At 29.6% G+C, this 18,837-nt stretch carries 18 protein-coding genes; 15 read left to right on the forward strand and 3 right to left on the reverse strand.

The window, feature by feature from the left end:
* Window positions 1-334: 334 nt before the first annotated feature.
* The gene (locus BTO16_RS01060) at window positions 335-1,369 is read right to left on the reverse strand and encodes a LacI family DNA-binding transcriptional regulator (protein ID WP_105019834.1); all 1,035 of its coding nucleotides are present in this window, start codon (window positions 1,367-1,369) and stop codon (window positions 335-337) included.
* A 158-nt stretch (window positions 1,370-1,527) separates the two neighbouring features.
* On the opposite strand from BTO16_RS01060, the gene BTO16_RS01065 reads away from it, so the two are divergent.
* The 8 genes from BTO16_RS01065 to BTO16_RS17710 all read left to right on the forward strand — a co-directional run bounded on the left by BTO16_RS01065 (window position 1,528) and on the right by BTO16_RS17710 (window position 9,560).
* Window positions 1,528-2,442 (forward strand): nucleotidyltransferase family protein, encoded by a 915-nt coding sequence (locus tag BTO16_RS01065; RefSeq protein ID WP_105019835.1) that lies wholly within the window; start codon window positions 1,528-1,530, stop codon window positions 2,440-2,442.
* Window position 2,443: 1 nt separating this feature from the next.
* On the forward strand, window positions 2,444-3,514 hold the full coding sequence (locus tag BTO16_RS01070) for a phosphotransferase enzyme family protein (RefSeq protein WP_105019836.1): 1,071 nt from the start codon (window positions 2,444-2,446) through the stop codon (window positions 3,512-3,514).
* A gap of 1 nt (window position 3,515) precedes the next feature.
* Window positions 3,516-4,442 (forward strand): NAD-dependent epimerase/dehydratase family protein, encoded by a 927-nt coding sequence (locus tag BTO16_RS01075; RefSeq protein ID WP_105019837.1) that lies wholly within the window; start codon window positions 3,516-3,518, stop codon window positions 4,440-4,442.
* 8 nt (window positions 4,443-4,450) lie between these two features.
* Window positions 4,451-5,755 carry a sugar MFS transporter gene (locus BTO16_RS01080; RefSeq protein WP_105019838.1) on the forward strand — a complete coding sequence of 435 codons (1,305 nt, stop codon included), beginning with the start codon at window positions 4,451-4,453 and terminating at the stop codon, window positions 5,753-5,755.
* Window positions 5,756-5,795: 40 nt separating this feature from the next.
* Window positions 5,796-6,773 (forward strand): Gfo/Idh/MocA family protein, encoded by a 978-nt coding sequence (locus BTO16_RS01085; RefSeq protein ID WP_105019839.1) that lies wholly within the window; start codon window positions 5,796-5,798, stop codon window positions 6,771-6,773.
* Window positions 6,774-6,790: 17 nt separating this feature from the next.
* Window positions 6,791-8,719 carry a glucosamine-6-phosphate deaminase gene (gene nagB / locus BTO16_RS01090; protein ID WP_105019840.1) on the forward strand — a complete coding sequence of 643 codons (1,929 nt, stop codon included), beginning with the start codon at window positions 6,791-6,793 and terminating at the stop codon, window positions 8,717-8,719.
* Window positions 8,720-8,774: 55 nt separating this feature from the next.
* Window positions 8,775-9,068, forward strand: coding sequence for a hypothetical protein (locus tag BTO16_RS01095; protein WP_105019841.1), 294 nt, complete (start codon window positions 8,775-8,777; stop codon window positions 9,066-9,068).
* Between the two features lie 312 nt (window positions 9,069-9,380).
* A complete protein-coding gene (locus tag BTO16_RS17710) occupies window positions 9,381-9,560 on the forward strand; it encodes a hypothetical protein (protein ID WP_211298186.1) in 180 nt (59 codons plus the stop codon).
* Between the two features lie 286 nt (window positions 9,561-9,846).
* On the opposite strand, the gene BTO16_RS01105 is transcribed toward BTO16_RS17710, so the two are convergent.
* Together BTO16_RS01105 and BTO16_RS01110 are read right to left on the reverse strand one after the other, a co-directional pair.
* Entirely contained in the window at window positions 9,847-10,338 is a 492-nt protein-coding gene (locus BTO16_RS01105) for a hypothetical protein (RefSeq protein ID WP_146105323.1), read from the reverse strand.
* Between the two features lie 201 nt (window positions 10,339-10,539).
* Complete coding sequence (locus BTO16_RS01110) at window positions 10,540-10,971, reverse strand: hypothetical protein (protein WP_105019843.1); 432 nt, start codon at window positions 10,969-10,971, stop codon at window positions 10,540-10,542.
* A gap of 348 nt (window positions 10,972-11,319) precedes the next feature.
* Here BTO16_RS01110 and BTO16_RS01115 point away from each other — a divergent pair, with 348 nt between their 5' ends.
* From BTO16_RS01115 to BTO16_RS01145, 7 genes are all read left to right on the forward strand, one after another.
* Entirely contained in the window at window positions 11,320-11,466 is a 147-nt protein-coding gene (locus BTO16_RS01115) for a YtxH domain-containing protein (RefSeq protein WP_105019844.1), read from the forward strand.
* Window positions 11,466-12,602 carry an AI-2E family transporter gene (locus BTO16_RS01120; protein ID WP_105019845.1) on the forward strand — a complete coding sequence of 379 codons (1,137 nt, stop codon included), beginning with the start codon at window positions 11,466-11,468 and terminating at the stop codon, window positions 12,600-12,602. Before BTO16_RS01115 ends, BTO16_RS01120 begins: the two co-directional genes overlap by 1 nt.
* Window positions 12,603-12,757: 155 nt before the next feature.
* The gene (locus BTO16_RS01125) at window positions 12,758-13,315 is read left to right on the forward strand and encodes a helix-turn-helix domain-containing protein (protein ID WP_105019846.1); all 558 of its coding nucleotides are present in this window, start codon (window positions 12,758-12,760) and stop codon (window positions 13,313-13,315) included.
* 18 nt (window positions 13,316-13,333) lie between these two features.
* Window positions 13,334-16,978, forward strand: coding sequence for a PAS domain S-box protein (locus BTO16_RS17525; protein WP_211298187.1), 3,645 nt, complete (start codon window positions 13,334-13,336; stop codon window positions 16,976-16,978).
* Window positions 16,971-17,405 (forward strand): response regulator, encoded by a 435-nt coding sequence (locus BTO16_RS01135; protein WP_105019847.1) that lies wholly within the window; start codon window positions 16,971-16,973, stop codon window positions 17,403-17,405. The genes BTO16_RS17525 and BTO16_RS01135 overlap by 8 nt, the downstream gene beginning before the upstream one ends.
* 248 nt (window positions 17,406-17,653) lie before the next feature.
* Window positions 17,654-18,154, forward strand: coding sequence for an outer membrane beta-barrel protein (locus tag BTO16_RS01140; protein WP_105019848.1), 501 nt, complete (start codon window positions 17,654-17,656; stop codon window positions 18,152-18,154).
* A 466-nt stretch (window positions 18,155-18,620) separates the two neighbouring features.
* Window positions 18,621-18,812, forward strand: coding sequence for a CsbD family protein (locus BTO16_RS01145; protein ID WP_105019849.1), 192 nt, complete (start codon window positions 18,621-18,623; stop codon window positions 18,810-18,812).
* The last annotated feature ends 25 nt before the right edge of the window (window positions 18,813-18,837 follow it).

Genomic DNA, 18,837 nt, shown 5'->3' on the forward strand with positions numbered 1-18,837 from the left:
GAGCTTGTCTAAATAACTATTTTTACAAAATCAATATTAAATCAAGGTTTTTTTTAGACAATTTTGTTGTTTAAATAATTTGAAGTTATTTTTATTTCAATAATAGAAATTAATGTTAATTTTAGAAAGTATAATTTAAGGGTAACACTTTTATCTAGAACAGTACAAACAAGTAACTTAATAAAAATTAATTTTTAGTTTTTTTTTAGTATTAGCTATTTTAATTTCTGATAAAAATGGATATATAAAAGCATCAATTAATATCAGTTTAAGTAATTTAAACCTAAATACCTTGAGTTTTATAAATCATAAAATAAAGATTTTACATTTATAATTAATTCTCGGTATAAGTTTCTAGATTTTCTGCAGTAATAATATCTATTGGTAATAGACTTTTTGCCGGAATTTCTTTATCAAAAAGAAAGTAATCTACTAAATATGTTAAACCAAGATAAACTTGTTTTTTAGGGTTTTGATGTATCAAAAAATTGATGATACCGTTTTTTAAATACAGCATATTCTCATCTAATAAATCATAACCAATTACTTTTATATGCTCAATTTTTTTGTTTTTAATAAATTCTGCAATTGTATAAACTTTAGACGTTGTAACAAAAATACCAGATAAGGCTATGTTTTCATTTATAAAATCTAATAATTTGGCATCAATATCTTGTTGTTTGCAATTCCAAGTTACAATATTGTAACTTTCTATTTCGTTAAAAAAACTTCTAAATCCTTTTTCTTTTTCTTGAACATAGATAGCATTGTTACTGTCTTCATCAATATTTATAATAGCAATAGTTGCATTTTTTGAAATTATTTCTTTCATTAAACTCGCTGCAATTCTTCCGCTTTTATATAAATCTTGACCTACAAAATTTTGTGTATTATTAATCTCTAATTGGTTATTAAATTTACTAACAATAATATTTGAAAGTGCATATTTGTTTATAATCTCTATGGTTTCTTTATAAAATAATGGCGCTAATAAAACAGCATTTGGCAATAGTTCTAAAACCTTTTTATTAACTTTAATAAAAGATTTTATATCATTCGGATTAAAAAAGAAGGGTTCAATAAAAACACCAAAAGATGCAAATTCTTCTATTGCTTCCTCAATACCTTCATTACAAGGAGACCAATAGGGATCTTTATTAAAATCTGGTAAAACAACACAAATATGATAATTTCTTGTCTTTTTTAAACTTCTAGCTAACAAGTTTGGTTTGTAGTCTATCTCATTTAAAACGGCATTCACTTTTTCTAAAGCTTTTGCAGACACTTTTCCTCTTTCATGAAGCACTCGATCTACCGTTCCTTTTGAAACTCCAGCTAATTCAGCAATATTTTTAATTGTATATTTCATTTTCGAGGCAAATATAAAAAAAACATTTGAAAAAGTGTGCTCGAACACATTTTTTAAAAATTCTTAGGATTTATAAAAAATATAGTATACTTTTGTTTAAAATACAATCGATTGTATTTTAAAATATTAAAAATAACTCCTATCAAAATTAAGTGATTATGATAAAAAACAACAAACCTACACTTGTAATTTTAGCAGCAGGAATGGGTAGTAGATATGGTGGTTTAAAGCAGATGGATACATTTACGCCAGAAGGCGACACTATTATAGATTTTTCTTTATATGATGCCGTTCAAGCGGGTTTTGGTAAAGTGGTTTTTATCATTAGAAAAAGTTTTGAGAAAGAATTTAAAACCATTTTTAATAAAAAATTAAGTGGTAAAGTAGCTGTAGAATATGTGTATCAAGAACTAGAAATTGTACCCGAAAAATACATCAATCTAGAAAGAGTAAAACCTTGGGGAACAGGGCATGCATTATTAATGACAAAAGGTATTGTAAAAGAAAATTTTGCAATTATAAATGCAGACGATTTTTACAGTAGACAGGCTTTTGATGCTATTGCAGAACAATTAAGAAATACAGACGAAAACAGTTACGATTTTAGTATGGTTGCCTATTCTTTAAAAAACACGGTTTCAGATAATGGATATGTTTCTAGAGGAGAATGCACTGTTGATGAAAATGGTTTTTTAACAGACGTTACAGAAAGAGTGCGAATAGAGAAAATTGATGGTGTTCTAAAAAGTGAAGATGAAAACGGAGTAATGTTTCCTATTGATCAAAACACAACGGTTTCTATGAATTTCTGGGGATTTACACCTAAATGTTTTGAGTTTGGTAATGAGTTGTTTTTAAGCTTCTTAGAGGATAACAAACAGAATTTAAAAGCAGAATTTTACTTGCCAACCATTGTAAACACAATGTTAGCATCTAAAAAAGCATCTGTAAAAGTTTTAGAATCAGACTCAAAATGGTTTGGTGTTACCTATAGCGAAGACAAAGAAAAGGCTCAGAAGGAGATTAATAAATTGAAAGAAAACGGAGTATACCCAACTAAATTATGGAATTAATATGAAAGCAGAAATTATAAAATCTATTTTTAATGAGTTTGACCATCAATCAAATTATGTTTATCATACAGAAATAAATTCTGGTCATATTAATGATACTTTTTTTATAAAAACTGATGGAAACAAAGAGTATATACTTCAAAGAATAAATCATATTATTTTTAAAGATGTTCCTGGTTTAGTAAATAACAAAGTGTTAATAAGTGCACATATAAGAAGTAAATATCCAAACCTTTTAGAAAAAGATTTAAGTAACAAAGTGTTAAGTTTTGTAAAAACAAAAAACACCGAATTTTATTACCATCAAGAAAATGGAGATTTTTGGAATGTAATGGTTTTTATTGACGATAGTGTTACGTACGAAATTGTAAAAGATGAAGAGATTGCGTACGAAGGCGGTAAACTTTTAGGAGATTTTTTAAACGTAACATCAGATTTTGATAGTAGCAAATTAATCGATGTGATACCTAATTTTCACGACATGTCTTTTCGTTTTAGTCAATATGCATCTTCAGTTCAAAGTGCTTTAAAAAGTAGATTGATAAAAGCCGAAAAATACACCAAAATTGTTACTGAATTAAAGGAGGAAATGCACATTTTACAAACGTTAAAAGAAGCCGGCAAAATTCCTGTTAGAGTAACTCATAACGACACAAAAATATCAAACTCACTTTTCGATAAAAACCTTAAAGGTGTTTGTATGATTGATACAGATACGGTAATGCCCGGAATTATTCATTACGATTTTGGTGATGCAATTAGAACTATCTGTAACACAGCAGCAGAAGACGAAAAAGACCTATCTAAAGTTGAATTTAATTTGGAATACTACAAAGCTTATAAAAAAGGTTTTCTAGAAAAAACGAAAGATTCCTTAACGGAAATAGAATTAGAGTATTTGCCTTTAGCAGCAAAAACAATGATTTTTATAATGGCCATTCGTTTTTTAACAGATTATCTGAACAATGATATTTACTACAAAACAAATTATCCAGAACATAATTTAGACAGGGCTAAAAATCAATTTAAACTGATAGAAAGTTTTTCTGAAAAATTATTAAAACAACCATAAGATGAAAAAATATGTAATTACAGGAGGAGCAGGTTTTATAGGAAGTCATATTGCAGAATTTTTGTCTAATCAAGGACACGAGGTAACGGTTTTAGACAGTTTAAGAACCGGATTTACTAAAAACTTAAACAATCTTAATGTTAAATTTATAGAAGGAGACATTAGAGATAAGGATTTGGTAAAAGAGGTTGCTAAAAATGCGAGTGCAATTTTTCATCTAGCAGCTTTGGTTAGTGTTCCAGAGTCATTAACAAAAATTAGTGAATGTGTAGCGATTAACACAATAGGTACACTTAATGTGCTAGATGCTGCAAGAGAAACAGAAAACTGTAAAGTAATACTTTCTACATCCGCAGCAAATTATGGTGATAACCCAATATTACCAAAGGTAGAAACGATGGTTTCAGAACCAATGACGCCGTATGCAATAACAAAGTTAGATGGCGAATATTATTTAAAAATGTATGAAGACCAGTGGAATGTTCCTACTACTTCTTTGCGCTACTTTAATGTATTTGGACCAAGACAGAATCCAAAATCTGCGTATGCAGCAGCTGTGCCAATTTTTATTAATAAGGCGTTGCAAAATGAACCTATAACTATTTATGGTGATGGTTTGCAAACAAGAGATTTTGTCTATGTAAAAGATGTTGTTAAAGCAAATATTTTGGCATCAACTAAAGGAAGCGGAACGTACAATGTTGCACTGGGGCACAGCACAAGTATTCTTGAATTGGCAGAAAATATAATAAGTATTACAAACTCTAAATCACAAATTAAGTTTTTAGACGAGCGAGCAGGAGACATAAAACATTCTCAGGCCAATCCAGAAAAATTTAACAAATTAGGGTTTCAGCCACAATATACAATTCAAGACGCATTAGAAGAAACAATCGTGTTTTATCACAATCAATTAATATCTAAATAATTTAAAAAATGAATAAAAAAAATAACACCGTAGCTATTGTAATTATTGCAAGTTTATTTTTCATTTTTGGCTTTGTTACTTGGATAAATGGGGCGCTTATTCCTTTTATGAAAACCATAAACGAGTTAACAGATGCTCAATCTTATTTAGTAGCATCGGCTTCTTATATTTCGTTTGTTGTAATGGCTTTACCCGCTTCTTATATCCTAAATAAAATAGGTTACAAAAAAGGGATGTCTTTAGGATTAATAATTATGGCAATTGGTGCTTTGATATTTATTCCTGCAGCAGAAGCAAGAACCTATTGGGTATTTTTAGCAGGTATTTTTATTCAAGGAATTGGAATGACAATTTTGCAAACTGCAGCTAATCCATACATTACTATTTTAGGCCCAATAGAAAGTGGTGCAAAACGAATTGCAATTATGGGAATTGCGAATAAAACCGCAGGAGCTTTAGGATCTTTAATTTTTGGTGCATTATTATTGTCAGGAATTGATGAAACAAAAGAAAAATTAAGCGGCGCAACTTTAGCAGAAAAAAATGTATTGCTAGATACAATGGCAGACAGTGTTTTTATGCCATATGTGGTTATGGCAATTGTATTGTTTCTTCTAGGAATTTTAATAAGAAAAGCACCTTTACCAAATGTTGAAGCAGATGAAACAGAAGTGTTAGAAGCAGGTAAAACAGCAAAAACAAGCATTTTTCAATTCCCTAATTTATGGTTGGGTGTTTTAGCTTTATTCGTTTATGTAGGTGCAGAAGTTATTGCAGGCGATACAATTATTTCTTACGGAATTTCATTAGGGTTTACAGGCGAAGAAGCAAAGTATTTTACCACATATACTTTAATGGCAATGGTTGCAACCTACGCATTAGGTGTTTTCTTAATTCCTAAATATATAAAACAAAAAACAGCCTTAATTGCAAGTGCAATTTTAGGAATTATTTTTAGTTTCTGCATTTTAAATACAACAGGTTTTACATCTATCTTATTTGTAGCCGCTTTAGGTATTGCAAACGCATTAGTGTGGCCCGCAATTTGGCCTTTAACTTTAGAAGGATTAGGTAAATTTACAAAAACAGCATCTGCACTTTTAATTATGGCAATTTCTGGGGGTGCAATTATTCCGCCTTTGTATGGTAGAATTGTTGATGCTACTAAACACGAATTAATAACCAACGGTGTTCAAGAATTAGATGCGCTGGCATCCGCAGCAACAAGTAGTTATTGGGTTTTAATTCCTTGTTATCTCATCATTTTATTTTTTGCAATTTGGGGACATAAAATTAAAAATTGGAGTAAATAATAAAGCCTAAAAATAAAATATAAAAACTCTTTAGAATACAATGGCAAAAGTTTATAAATGGGGAATTATTGGTTGCGGAAACGTTACAGAAATTAAAAGCGGACCTGCATACAAAATGGTTGATGGTTTTGATTTACACGCTGTGATGAGACGTGATGTTGAGAAAGCAAAAGACTATGCATCTAGACATCATGTTGCTAACTTTTACGGCGATGCAGATGCTTTGATAAATAACCCAGAAATTGAAGCCATTTATATTGCAACACCACCAGATTCTCATGCATATTATGCGTTAAAAGTAGCAGAAGCTGGTAAAATATGCTGTATTGAAAAACCGATGGCAACAACATATAAAGAATGTTTGCAAATAAATACTGCTTTCAAAGAAAAGAAAATACCCTTATTTGTGGCCTATTATAGACGGTCATTACCAAGGTTTGCTAAAGTTAAATCTTGGCTCGATACTAATAAAATAGGAAAAATAAGACATATAAATTGGCATTTAAGCAAACCAGCAAATGCTATAGATCTCTCTAAAAACTACAATTGGCGCACAGATAGTAAGATTGCTTATGGCGGCTATTTTGATGATTTAGCATCTCACGGAATCGATTTATTTATACATCTATTAGGCGATGTTAAAAATGCACAAGGAATTGCAACTAATCAGCAAGGTTTATACACCGCTATGGATTCAATTACAGCAAGCTGGATTCATGAATCTGGCGTAACAGGTTCTGGTAGTTGGAATTTTGCATCCGAAAAAAGAGAAGATACTGTTGCCATTTATGGGGAAAAAGGTAAAATAACTTTTTCTGTTTTTGATGAAAAACCGATAGTTTTAGAACATGGAGACTATAAAGAAAGTCTACTCATTAAGAATCCTGAAAATATTCAATTGTGTCATGTCGAAAATATGAAGAATTATTTAATAGCAGATAAAGCGCATCCATCCACAGGAAAAACAGCATTACATACCACTTGGGTATTAGAAAGAATTTTAAAAAACAATAACTAAAACTTAAAACCAGCACAATGTTAAAAAGTACAATAGACAAAGCAACAGGTTTCGAAAAAAGATTTGAGAATATAGGAACTGTAGTTTTTGAAGAAGCAACATCTGCATCAAAAGCTATTGCGTTAGAAATTTCGAATCTTATAAAAGTAAAACAAGCACAAAAACAATATTGTATATTAGGTTTAGCAACTGGTTCTTCGCCTAAAGGATTGTATGCAGAATTAGTGCGCTTACACAAAGAAGAAGGTTTAAGTTTTAAGAATGTAGTATCTTATAATTTAGACGAATACTATCCTATGGAACCCGATTCTATAAATAGTTATGTGCGTTTTATGCAAGAACAGCTGTTTAATCATATCGATATTTTACCAGAAAATTGTCATGTTCCTGATGGTACTTTATCCAAAGAAGAAATTAGAGATTACTGTGATCAATATGAAGCGAGAATCGAAGCTGTAGGCGGCATTGATTTGCAGATTTTAGGAATTGGTGGAAATGGCCATATTGGTTTTAACGAATCTGGATCTTTACAAAATTCTAAAACACGTTTAGTTGCCTTAGATCACATTACTAGAGTTGCTGCAAGTGGTGATTTTTCTGGTTTAGATAAAACACCAAGAACTGCAATTACTTTAGGTGTTAAAAAAATAATGGAAGCCAAAAGAGTAATCTTAATGGCTTGGGGAGAAAGAAAAGCTAGTATTATTAAAGCGTCTATAGAAGATCAAGTTACAAGTAGAGTACCCGCCTCTTATTTGCAAGAACATAGAAATGCAACTTTTATTTTAGACAAAGCAGCAGCATCTAAATTAACAAGAATCAATACACCTTGGTTAGTTGAAAAAATTACTTGGACAGATAAATTAAGTAAAAAAGCAGTTTTAAGTTTGGCTCTAAATTTAAAAAAGCCAATTTTAATGTTAACAGATGCTGATTATATAGAAAATGGAATGAGCGATTTATTAGCAGATTTTGGTCCTGCTTATGACATTAATATAAAAATATTTAATCAATTACAAAGTACTATTACAGGTTGGCCAGGAGGAAAACCAAATGCTGATGATACTAAACGTCCAGAACGCGCAGAGCCAAGTAAAAAACGAATACTTATTTTTAGTCCGCATCCAGATGATGATATTATAAGTATGGGCGGTACTTTTAAAAGATTGCATGAACAAGGTCATGAGGTACATGTTGGCTATCAAACATCAGGAAATATTGCTGTTGCAGATGATGAAGCTTTGCGTTTTGCTAGTTTTGTTTGCGATTATAATGATAAGTTTGGCTTAGAAAATAAAGAAGCAGAAAACATTTATAAAAAAGCAGCAACTTTTTTAAAGAATAAAAAATCAAGTGAAATTGATACTGCAGAAGTTAGATATATAAAAGGTTTAATAAGAAAAGGTGAAGCTAGAGCTACGAGTCACTTTGTTGGAATTCCTGATGAACAGATTCATTTTATGGAACTTCCTTTTTATGAAACTGGCGCTGTTAAAAAGAACCCAATCGGAGTTGCAGATGTTAAAATTACAGCTGCGTTAATAGAAAAAATAAAACCGCATCAAATTTATGCTGCTGGAGATTTAGCAGATCCTCACGGAACGCATAAGGTTTGTTTAGATGCTGTTTTTTCTGCAGTTAAACAACTAAAACCTAATAAATTCATGGATGATTGTTGGGTTTGGTTATACAGAGGTGCTTGGCAAGAATGGGGAATTGATGAAATAGAAATGGCTGTACCTATGGGACCTGCTCAAGTTTTAGAAAAAAGAAAAGGAATTTTTAAACATCAATCTCAAAAAGATGGTGTGGTTTTTCAAGGTGCCGATAGTAGAGAATTTTGGCAACGTGCTGAAGATAGAAATAAAGAAACAGCAAGTTTATATGATGCTTTAGGCTTGGCGCATTATGCAGCCATGGAAGCTTTTGTGAGATGGAAATTCTAAAGGTTTTAAAAGTGAGAAAAAGAGTCTTGTAATTTAGTACTAAAATTATATATAAATGAGCATTACAAACAATAACTCTTATCTTGAAACTTCTTGGAGTGATTGTATAGAAAATAGTCAAGATTTTGATAGACTCATTAATTGGTTAAGTGGTGAGTTTATTTTATATCAGCAAGATGAAAACCAAGTATTAAAAGTATATTTTCCTAACGGATGGTTTATCGTCAGTTTTAAAAAAGGCATTAATAATGAGTATAAAGTCTTAATGAAACATAAATCAAAATTTACTTTTATTGATATTAAAAAACAATTATTATTGGCTATTGATAGGTTTAAAAAAATAAATTAAACTATTTCTGTGTGCTATTATTAAAGGTGAGCATTTGTAATAATAGTTTACTATTTATAGAAAAACAGCCTTTTAAGCCAGAAAATTTTTAGAAAGAAGTTCTTTAAACCCGTTGTGCATTTTAAGTTAAAAGTGCTTTAAAAAAGTACATTGCTAAAAGCCAAGAAATACACTAAAGTTGTTGCTGAATTAAAGGATGAAATGCACATTTTACGAATGTTAAAAGAAGCTAGCAAAATTACTGTTTGAGTAACTCATAAAGTTACAATAATTTAAAACTCACTTTTCGATAAAGATTTTAAAGGTGTTTGTATGATTGATACTGATACAGTAATGCCTGCAATTAGTCATTATAATTTTTGTGATGCAATTAGCACTATTTGTAATACTGAAAACGAAAATGATGTATCTAAAGTTGAGTTTAATTTTAAATACTACAAAGCTTATGAAAAAGGTTTTTTAACTGATTATTTAAACAGTGATATTTTTTAAAAAACAAATTATCCAGAACATAATTTAGACAGCGCTTGAAATTAATTTAAACTGATAGAAAGTTTTTTCTGAAAAATTATTTCAAAAATAAAACAGTAAAGAATATAAATTTTAAAAAAAAAATCAACTTAGAAATTAATATTAACACCCTTTAAAACACCTATTTTAAAGGGTGTTAATATTAGCTTAGATATAGAAGATTTACAAACATTTATAAAAAATATTTAATTTATATTAATTGCTTTTTCAAAAAAAAGTTAGTTTATTTAAAGCGTTTAATTTTTTATTAGTGTTTGTCTTTTTTGTGAGAATCCTTTTTATCAGATTTATGATTTGATTGTTTTTTATACTTTTTATTATTTGGATGGTTTATGATTACCATATACTTAGAATCCTTACTATCTCTTATACTGCCTTGTTTTGAACGGTAATTTTTATAACCTTTATACTCTTTTGAGTAATAATTATGTTTTAAATAAGGTTTAGAATCATTAATTACCACTTTGTAGGTTGAGTATAAATTTACATTTCTATATTCATAAGGTAATGAGTTTGCGTTTATCCATTTATTTCCTTTTCTATGGATAAATTGTGCTTTGGGTGCATTATAATAAATATCATATTCTGGCAAATAATAATATTCTACATGATTGTAAGATACTGGTCCCCACAAAGGTTGTTCTGCTATATTTACTTTTAACTGAATTTGTGAATATGTATTTGTAGAATTCATTACAAATATGGCTACAAAAAGCAATACTATTTTTAAAGTTTTCATTTCTATTAAAATTAAGATGTAATTGAATTATTACGATACAAAGGTCATTAATTTTTAATCTTAAAATGTTACATAAATTTTAGAGAATATTACATATTTCACACTTTTTTAAACCTTTAAAAAAAGGTTAATAATTAATTTTTAATGCAAATAAAAAAGCGCTGTTTATTAAAAGAGCACTTTTTTTAGTGTAAACTAATTTTACTTTTCTTTAGGAACCAGAGCTCCATACCAATCGCAAATACTTATAGAATTTACTGTTTTACCTTTTTTAACTTCAAATTTCACTAATCTGTGATCGTTGCATTTAACAGTTAAACCGCAATCAACAGCTTTTGTAAATCCGCCACTAGCTTTTAAAGAGTTTCCGTTCAATTCCATCGCAATAGAGTCTTTAGTGTACGCATATGCAACATAATTACCAGAAACAATTTTTTTGAATCTAAATGTTTTTTGGCCTTGTTTAGTATCAGTCAAATAGATTTTGTTGTTGTCCATGTTTTTAAGATACACATTCATTTCTGGTATATAATCAGACGGGTAGCATAAAGAGCCTTTTACAATTCCTTTATTAATTCCACAACTTGTAAATAGAAGTATTGTTGATAGTAAAATTCCAAATAAATTTTTCATAACTTTTTTTATTTTTTTGCTTGTAAAAGCTTTTAATTTTTTTAATAATCCGTGATGTGTTTTTTAGTTCTTTAAAGCCAAAAATAATATACAGAACTATTTGCTTTATAAGTTTTCAAATGTAGTTTATATTTATTTGCAACTAGAAATATAAATTTGAGTTATTAAAAAAAAATGATTTTTATAACGGCATCAATTCAAATTTATCTGCTAGAATACTTTTTTTTATGAAATAAAATTATGAAAATGTGTGAATAATGTAATATTATAGAGGAATTATATAAGTTAGGTTTATTACCTTCAATAGATATTTGTGCTAAGTAAACATCTAATTATAAATTTAAAGGAATGAAAATAAATAACAGAATAAAGGGGCTTTTAGTAGGCTTAGTTATTGGTGCAACAGCAGGAATTTTAATAGCGCCAGAAAAAGGATTAACTACTAGAAATATAATAAAATCTAAAGTTAAAAAAACTAAAAATAAATTGCGTTAATGAATCCTATTTTAAAAGTTGATAAAAATACGTATCATTCACAGCCGTTTTATATAAAAGCTACGGTTCTTTTAGTAGGATTTTATTTACTTATCAGTATGCTATCGATTGCTCAAGATATAATTGTTCCAATTATTTTTGCTGTTATGATTGCTGTTTTATTGCATCCTTTTGTAAACTTTTTTGAGCGGTTAAAAATCAACAGAGTAGTGGCAATTATTTTTACACTATTTCTTACATTTATGATCACTTTTGCCATTGCTTTTTTAATATTTAGGCAACTAAGTGAGTTTGGTAAATCTTGGCCAATTCTTGTAGATAAGTTTACATTAATGCTCAACGAATCTACAAAATGGATTTCTAGATATTTTGATCTTAGTCAATGGAAAGTGCAACAATGGATTTTAAAAGCCAAAACAGATGCACTAAGTTTTAGTAATGACCAAGTTGGTCAAACTCTTTTTGTTTTAGGTAATTGGATTGTGGTTATGCTATTGGTTCCTGTATATGTTTTTATTTTATTATTTTATAAAAAATTACTCATCGAATTTATTCATAGAGCGTTTGTAAGTCAAGATCAAAAACAAGTAAGTAGAATTATCTCTGAGACAAAAACGGTTATTCATAAATATCTTACAGGCCTTATTATAGAGGCTTTTATTGTTGCGGGTCTCAACATTACCGTTCTTTTATTTTTGGGTATTGAATATCCCATTTTATTAGGAATACTTGGGGCTTTGCTAAACGTTATTCCATATATTGGTGGCTTGGTAGCAGTTGCGTTGCCAATGATGGTTGCTTTGGCCACTAAAACAACAAGTTTATACGCTTTATACGTGCTTATTTTCTATTATATTATTCAGCTAATAGACAATAATGTAATTGTACCTTTAATTGTTTCATCCAAAGTAAAAATAAACGCGCTTTTTGCTATTATTGTGGTTATTGCAGGAAACGCATTATGGGGTGTATCGGGTATGTTTTTATCCATTCCGCTTTTAGCAGTTATAAAAGTTATTTTTGATCATATAGATTCATTAAAACCTTGGGGATTTTTATTAGGAGATAGCTTGCCAGATAAACCTTTAGATGTGCTTCCTGTGATAAAAAAAATAAAGGCTAAAATTTTAAAATAGTCAAAGCTGTTGATGTTTTTTTTTGTTAAATTTAAAAAACTAGCATCCGTTTTAATGTATACAATTTACAATATAATGAAAACCTTATTTTAAGTTGATATTGTTGTAACTTGTAAAAAAAAAAAGAAAAATTCTTGAAACTATATATTAAATACATGGTAAGTAATCGCTGCAAAATGGTGGTGAAAGAAGCCTTAGTAAAACATGGATTTCATTTTACTCCGGTTGAATTGGGTAAAGTAGAAATTATGGAAAATATTACAGAAGAAGAACGTATTTTATTAAAAGAAGAGTTGCTAAAATCGGGTCTAGAATTAATGGACGATAAAAGAGCAATGCTGATTGAAAAAATAAAAAATGTGATTGTTGAAATGATTCATCATTCTGATGAGACAATTAAAGTAAATTTCTCAAATTTTTTAAGTGATAAATTAAGTTATGATTATACTTATTTAGCAAATTTATTTTCGGAAGTACAAGGAACCACGATAGAGCAATTTGTTATTTTTCATAAAGTAGAAAGAGTAAAGGAGTTTATTATTTATGATGAATTAAATATTACAGAAATTGCACATAAAATGAATTATAGCAGTGTTGCACATTTATCTAATCAGTTTAAAAAAGTTACAGGACTTACACCTTCTCATTTTAAACAATTAAAAGAAAAAAGACGCAGCCCACTAGAAGATATTGGACTTAGAGAACAGCTTTAATCTAATGAAAAGTATAAAATGCTAAATACAAAAATTACAGAATTTAATTATACAAGAAGTTTAATTGAAGCAAGCTTAGATCCATTAGTTACAATTAGTATCGACGGCAAAATTACCGACGTTAACGAAGCCTCTGTAAAAGTAACGGGTATTTCTAGAGAAAAGTTAATCAACACAAATTTTTCTGATTATTGTACAGAACCCAAAAAAGCACAAAAAGGATATCTTCAAGTTTTCGAAAAAGGTTTTGTGGCCGATTATCCCTTAACTATAAAACATATAAACGGTACTTTAACAGATGTACTTTACAATGCTTCTGTATATAAAGACCATTTTGGCACTGTGCTTGGTGTTTTTGCAGCAGCCAGAGACATTACAGAACTAAAAAAATCTTCTCAATATGCTAGGAGTTTAATTGAAGCGAGTTTAGACCCTCTTGTTACTATTAGCGCAGAAGGAAAGATAATGGATGTGAATGAAGCATCTATAAAAGTAACAGGTGTTACGCGTCAAAAATTGATTAACACCAATTTCTCTAATTATTTTACAGAACCAAAAAAAGCACAAGAAGGGTATCTACAGGTATTTGAAAAAGGTTTTGTGGCCGATTATCCGCTTACCATAAAACACAAAAATGGTACACTAACAGATGTTCTTTACAATGCATCCGTTTACAAAGATGCTACAGGTAATGTGCTTGGTGTTTTTGCAGCGGCAAGAGATGTTACCTTTCAAAAATGGGCAATAGATTTAAGAAAAGCTAATGAACAACTTGCTTCTAAAAATAAAGTAATAGAAAAACGTGCCGCAGAATTAATTGTTGCCAACAAAGAATTGGCCTATCAAAATGACGAGAAAGAAAAAAGAGCAGCCGAACTCTTAATTGCTAATAATGAACTTGCTTTAGAAAATAAAGAGAAAGAAAAACGCGCTGCAGAGTTGATTATTGCTAATGAAAAAGCCGATAGAATTGAAAAAGAGCTCAAAAATGCGCGAAAAATAGCCCAAGTAGGAAGTTGGTATTTTGATATTAAAACCAATCTAGTTTCTTGGTCAGAAGAATTATATAAAATTTATGGGTATGACTCTTCATTGCCTGCGCCGCCTTATAATGAACAAGAAAAATTGTTTACTAAACATAGTTGGGATGTTTTAACGATATCAATATCAAAAACCATAAAAACAGGAATGCCATACGATTTGGAATTAGAAATCGTAAAAAAAGACGGAAGTAGTGGTTGGCTTTGGGTTCGCGGAGAAACGGTACTTGATAAAGATAATAAAAGCTACGGGCTTTGGGGAGCAGCTCAAGATATTACAGTGCGTAAACAATCGGAAATAGAACTTCTCTTCCAAAATGGAGAAAAAGAAAAACGGGCTGCAGAATTAATTATTGCCAATAAAGAATTAGCCTATCAAAATATAGTAAAAGAAAAGCGCGCCGCAGAATTGGTTATAGCCAATAAAGAATTGGCTTTTCAAAATATTGAGAAAGAAAAACGTGCCGCAGAATTGGCAATCGCAAATAAAGAATTGGCTTTCCAAAATGCCGAAAAAGAAAAGCGTGCTGCAGAATTAGTGCTTGCTAACCAAGAGCTTGCGCTTCAGAATATTCAAAAGATAAAACAGGAACTCGACAGCAAAGAACTACAAGTTTTAAATCATACAATAAAATTAAATTCGCTGTATTCTTTGAGTTTAATTGAAGCCAGTTTAGATCCATTAGTTACCATTAGCTCTAAAGGGAAAATAACGGATATGAACGAGGCGTTGACAAATATTACCGGATTAACTAGAGAAGAACTTAAGGATTCTGATTTTCTTAATTATTTTACAGAACCCGAAAAAGCACACGACGTTTATCAAGAGGTTTTTGATAAAGGATCTGTCGCCGATTTTCCGTTAACACTTCGTCATAAAAACGGCAAACTAACAGACGTATTATTTAATGGATCAATTTATAAAAATGAAAAAGGAAATGTAGGTGGCGTTGTAATTGTTGCTAGAGATGTTACCGAACAAAATAAAGTTGCCAAAGAACTTACAGAAGCAATGTTGTTTGCAGAAATGGCAACGATGATTGCCGAAGAAGCAAAAATAAAAGCAGAAAAAGCCACTATAATAGCCAATGATGCAGTAAAAGCAAAACAGCAGTTTTTGTCTAATATGAGTCATGAAATTCGTACACCATTAAATGCCATTATTGGTTTTACAAAAGTGATGTTAAAAACAAATTTGGTAGCAAAACAAAAAGAATATTTAAAAGCAATTAAATTAAGTGGCGATGCATTAATTGCTCTTATAAATGATATTTTAGATTTAGCAAAAGTAGATTCAGGAAAAATGGTATTTGAAAAAATACCTTTTAAAATAGCTTCTTCCATATCAGCAATGCTTCATTTATTTGAACAAAAAATTCAAGAAAAGAATTTAAAATTAGTAAAAATATATGATAGTAGAATTCCGGATGTTTTAGTTGGAGACCAAGTGCGTTTGCATCAAATTATCCTAAATTTAGTAAGTAATGCTGTTAAATTTACATCCAAAGGAAAAATTACAGTTTGCACTAAATTACTAAGTGAAGATGAACATCAAGTAACGATTGAATTCTTAGTTACAGACACCGGAATAGGAATTTTAGACACAGAAATAGAAACCATATTTGATAATTTTCAGCAAGCATCTAGCGGAACATCTCGTTTATATGGTGGTACAGGGTTAGGTTTGGCTATTGTAAAACAATTAGTTGAGTTACAAGGCGGAAGTTTGCATGTAACAAGTAAAATTAATGAAGGTTCCGTTTTTAGTTTTGTATTAAGTTTTAAGAAAACCAATGCAAGTGCAGAGGTTGAAATGGAGTTAATAGATTATGATAAAGATGTGTCAAATATAAAAGTGTTGGTTGTAGAAGATATTCCTCTAAACCAATTACTGATGAAAACATTGATGGATGATTTTGGATTTGAAAGTGATATTGCAGACAATGGTAGAATTGCAATCAATAAAATGCAAACCAAAAAGTATGATCTTATTTTGATGGATTTGCAGATGCCAGAAATGAACGGATTTGAAGCTACAGAATATATTAGAAACACCATGAAGAGTACAATTCCTATTATTGCTTTAACTGCGGATGTTACTACGGTAGATGTGGCAAAGTGCAAAGCAATTGGGATGAATGATTATATTACAAAGCCTGTTGATGAGCGTTTATTAAATAGTAAAATTTTAGGATTGATACAAAAACATAAGCAATTAGATGAAGCTTCTTTAAGTATTCTTGATATCAATGTGAAGACAAAGTATACTAATTTACACTATTTAAATACACGTACTAAATCTAATCAAGCATTAATGATACAAATGATTTCTTTGTATCTAGATCAGACGCCAACACTTATAAACATCATGAAAAAAAGCTTTTTAGAGAATGATATGAAATCGTTAAGTGCTGCTGCTCATAAAATGATACCTTCGTTTTTAATTGTAGGCATGGATCAAGAGTATGAAAACATGGCAAAAAAAGTGCAAGAATATGCTAGCACGATGCAACAAACAGATGAGCTTTCAGGTTTAATTCTTAAAATTGAAAATGCTTGTAATCAAGCTTGTGTAGAATTATTAGAAGAACTTGAAACCTATAAAAACATAAAAAATGAATAACGAAACTAAAATAAAACTTTTTTTGGTTGATGATGATGCTTTGTTTTTAAAATCATTAGAAATTGAATTTATGGATAATGCAGATTTTGAGATTGAAACATTTTCTACAGGCGAACTTTGTGTAGCAAATTTATTTAAAAAACCAGATGTAATTATTTTAGATTATTTTCTTGACGGAATCGAAAAAGACGCGATGAATGGTTTAGAAACGTTAGATAAAATTAAAGCTTTTAACAAAGATATTTCTGTAATTGTACTTTCTTCTCAAGATAAGATTACCGTAGCTGTTGAGTGTATGCATCACAAAGCCACAGATTATATTGTAAAAAGCGAAACCGCTTTTTTACGTTTAAAAAAAGTAATTACCGAAGTTATGACCTTCAAGAAAATGGAAAACCAATTAAAATGGTATATGGAAAGAATGTAATTTCTAGCCATACTTTTTATTTTAATGTGTGAATAATATAACTTATTCACAAAACTATGTAACACTTCTCTTCTCAAAACCCTGCACCTTTGTACTGTACTTTTTAATCTGATTTTTTGCTTAAATAAATCATTAAAAATACAAACAAAAAGTGGAGTCCAGATACCATTTAAAAACGGCTAGCTTAAGTATGTGAACATCATAAATGTTTATAAACTAAAAGTCAAGAAAATTAAAATTATCAAAAAATGAAAAAATTTATTTTAGTAATAACTTTAGCGTTAGTTTCAATGGTTAGTTTTGGTCAAAATCCTTTAGGAGTAGGCTCAAATCAATTTAATGTTGGTGTAGGATTGTCAGATTGGGGCGTTCCAATTTATGTAGGTTTAGATCATGGAATTAGTAAAGACTTAACCCTTGGAGGTGAGATTTCTTACCGTTCTTATAATGAGAGATATGATAACAATAAATATGATCATAGCATCATGGGTTTTTCAGGAAACTTAAACTACCATTTTAACAGTGCATTAAACATGTCTAAAGAATGGGATTTTTATGCAGGTCCAAATTTAGGCTTCTATGTTTGGAATTCTCCAGATGGTTATAATGGTAATCGTAAATCTGGTTTAGGTTTAGGAGCTCAACTTGGTTTTAGATATTATTTATCTAATAAAGTAGGTTTAAATCTTGAATTTGGAGGTGGAAATGCTTTTTCTGGAGGAAAATTCGGCCTTACTTTTAAACTATAAAACACAAATAAAAAGCCTAAAACATTGAAGAATATTTTAATGTTTTAGGCTTTTTTGTTTTTATAAATATCTTTGTTAAAATGCCTTTGGATTTAATAAGGAAATAGACGTTATAAAATAAATTTAAATTATAATTTTTTATAAACAAAATAATAGGAATTACAATTACCATCATTGCAGTACTAATGATTATGTATACTGGGTTTAAGTATGCAACCAAAAAAAAGTAGTAGCTATAGGTGATCTGCAAATAAGCATAGAAAAAAATCATCCCGTAAAATGGTCGCCAGCAGTTGGTGCAGTTTTATTGATTGGCGGAATTATAATTATTGCGGTTGATAAAAAAAAATAACTTAATTTAGTGGTTTACTCTTAAAGCCGTTGCTTAAAGTTATATCCCAAAATCAGATAAAAAAGAGAACTCCCTTTGTTTTTAAAAAAATTATTTTACCAATAAAAACGAAAGATGAATGAAAATTTAAGTAACAAAAAGCAAGGTTGGCAAGAAATAAAAGCGGTTTTAAAGCGAAAGTTTGCCAAGCTTACAGATAACGATTTACTACTTATTGAAGGCAAAGAGGATGAAATGCTAAACCGGCTTCAAAAAAAACTAGGTAAAACGAAAGAGGAAATTAAAAAAATTATTGCTCAACTATAATTTTAATAATTCTTTAAGATTTATT

Source organism: Polaribacter glomeratus (assembly GCF_002954665.1).
In the GTDB taxonomy this organism is placed as follows: domain Bacteria; phylum Bacteroidota; class Bacteroidia; order Flavobacteriales; family Flavobacteriaceae; genus Polaribacter; species Polaribacter glomeratus.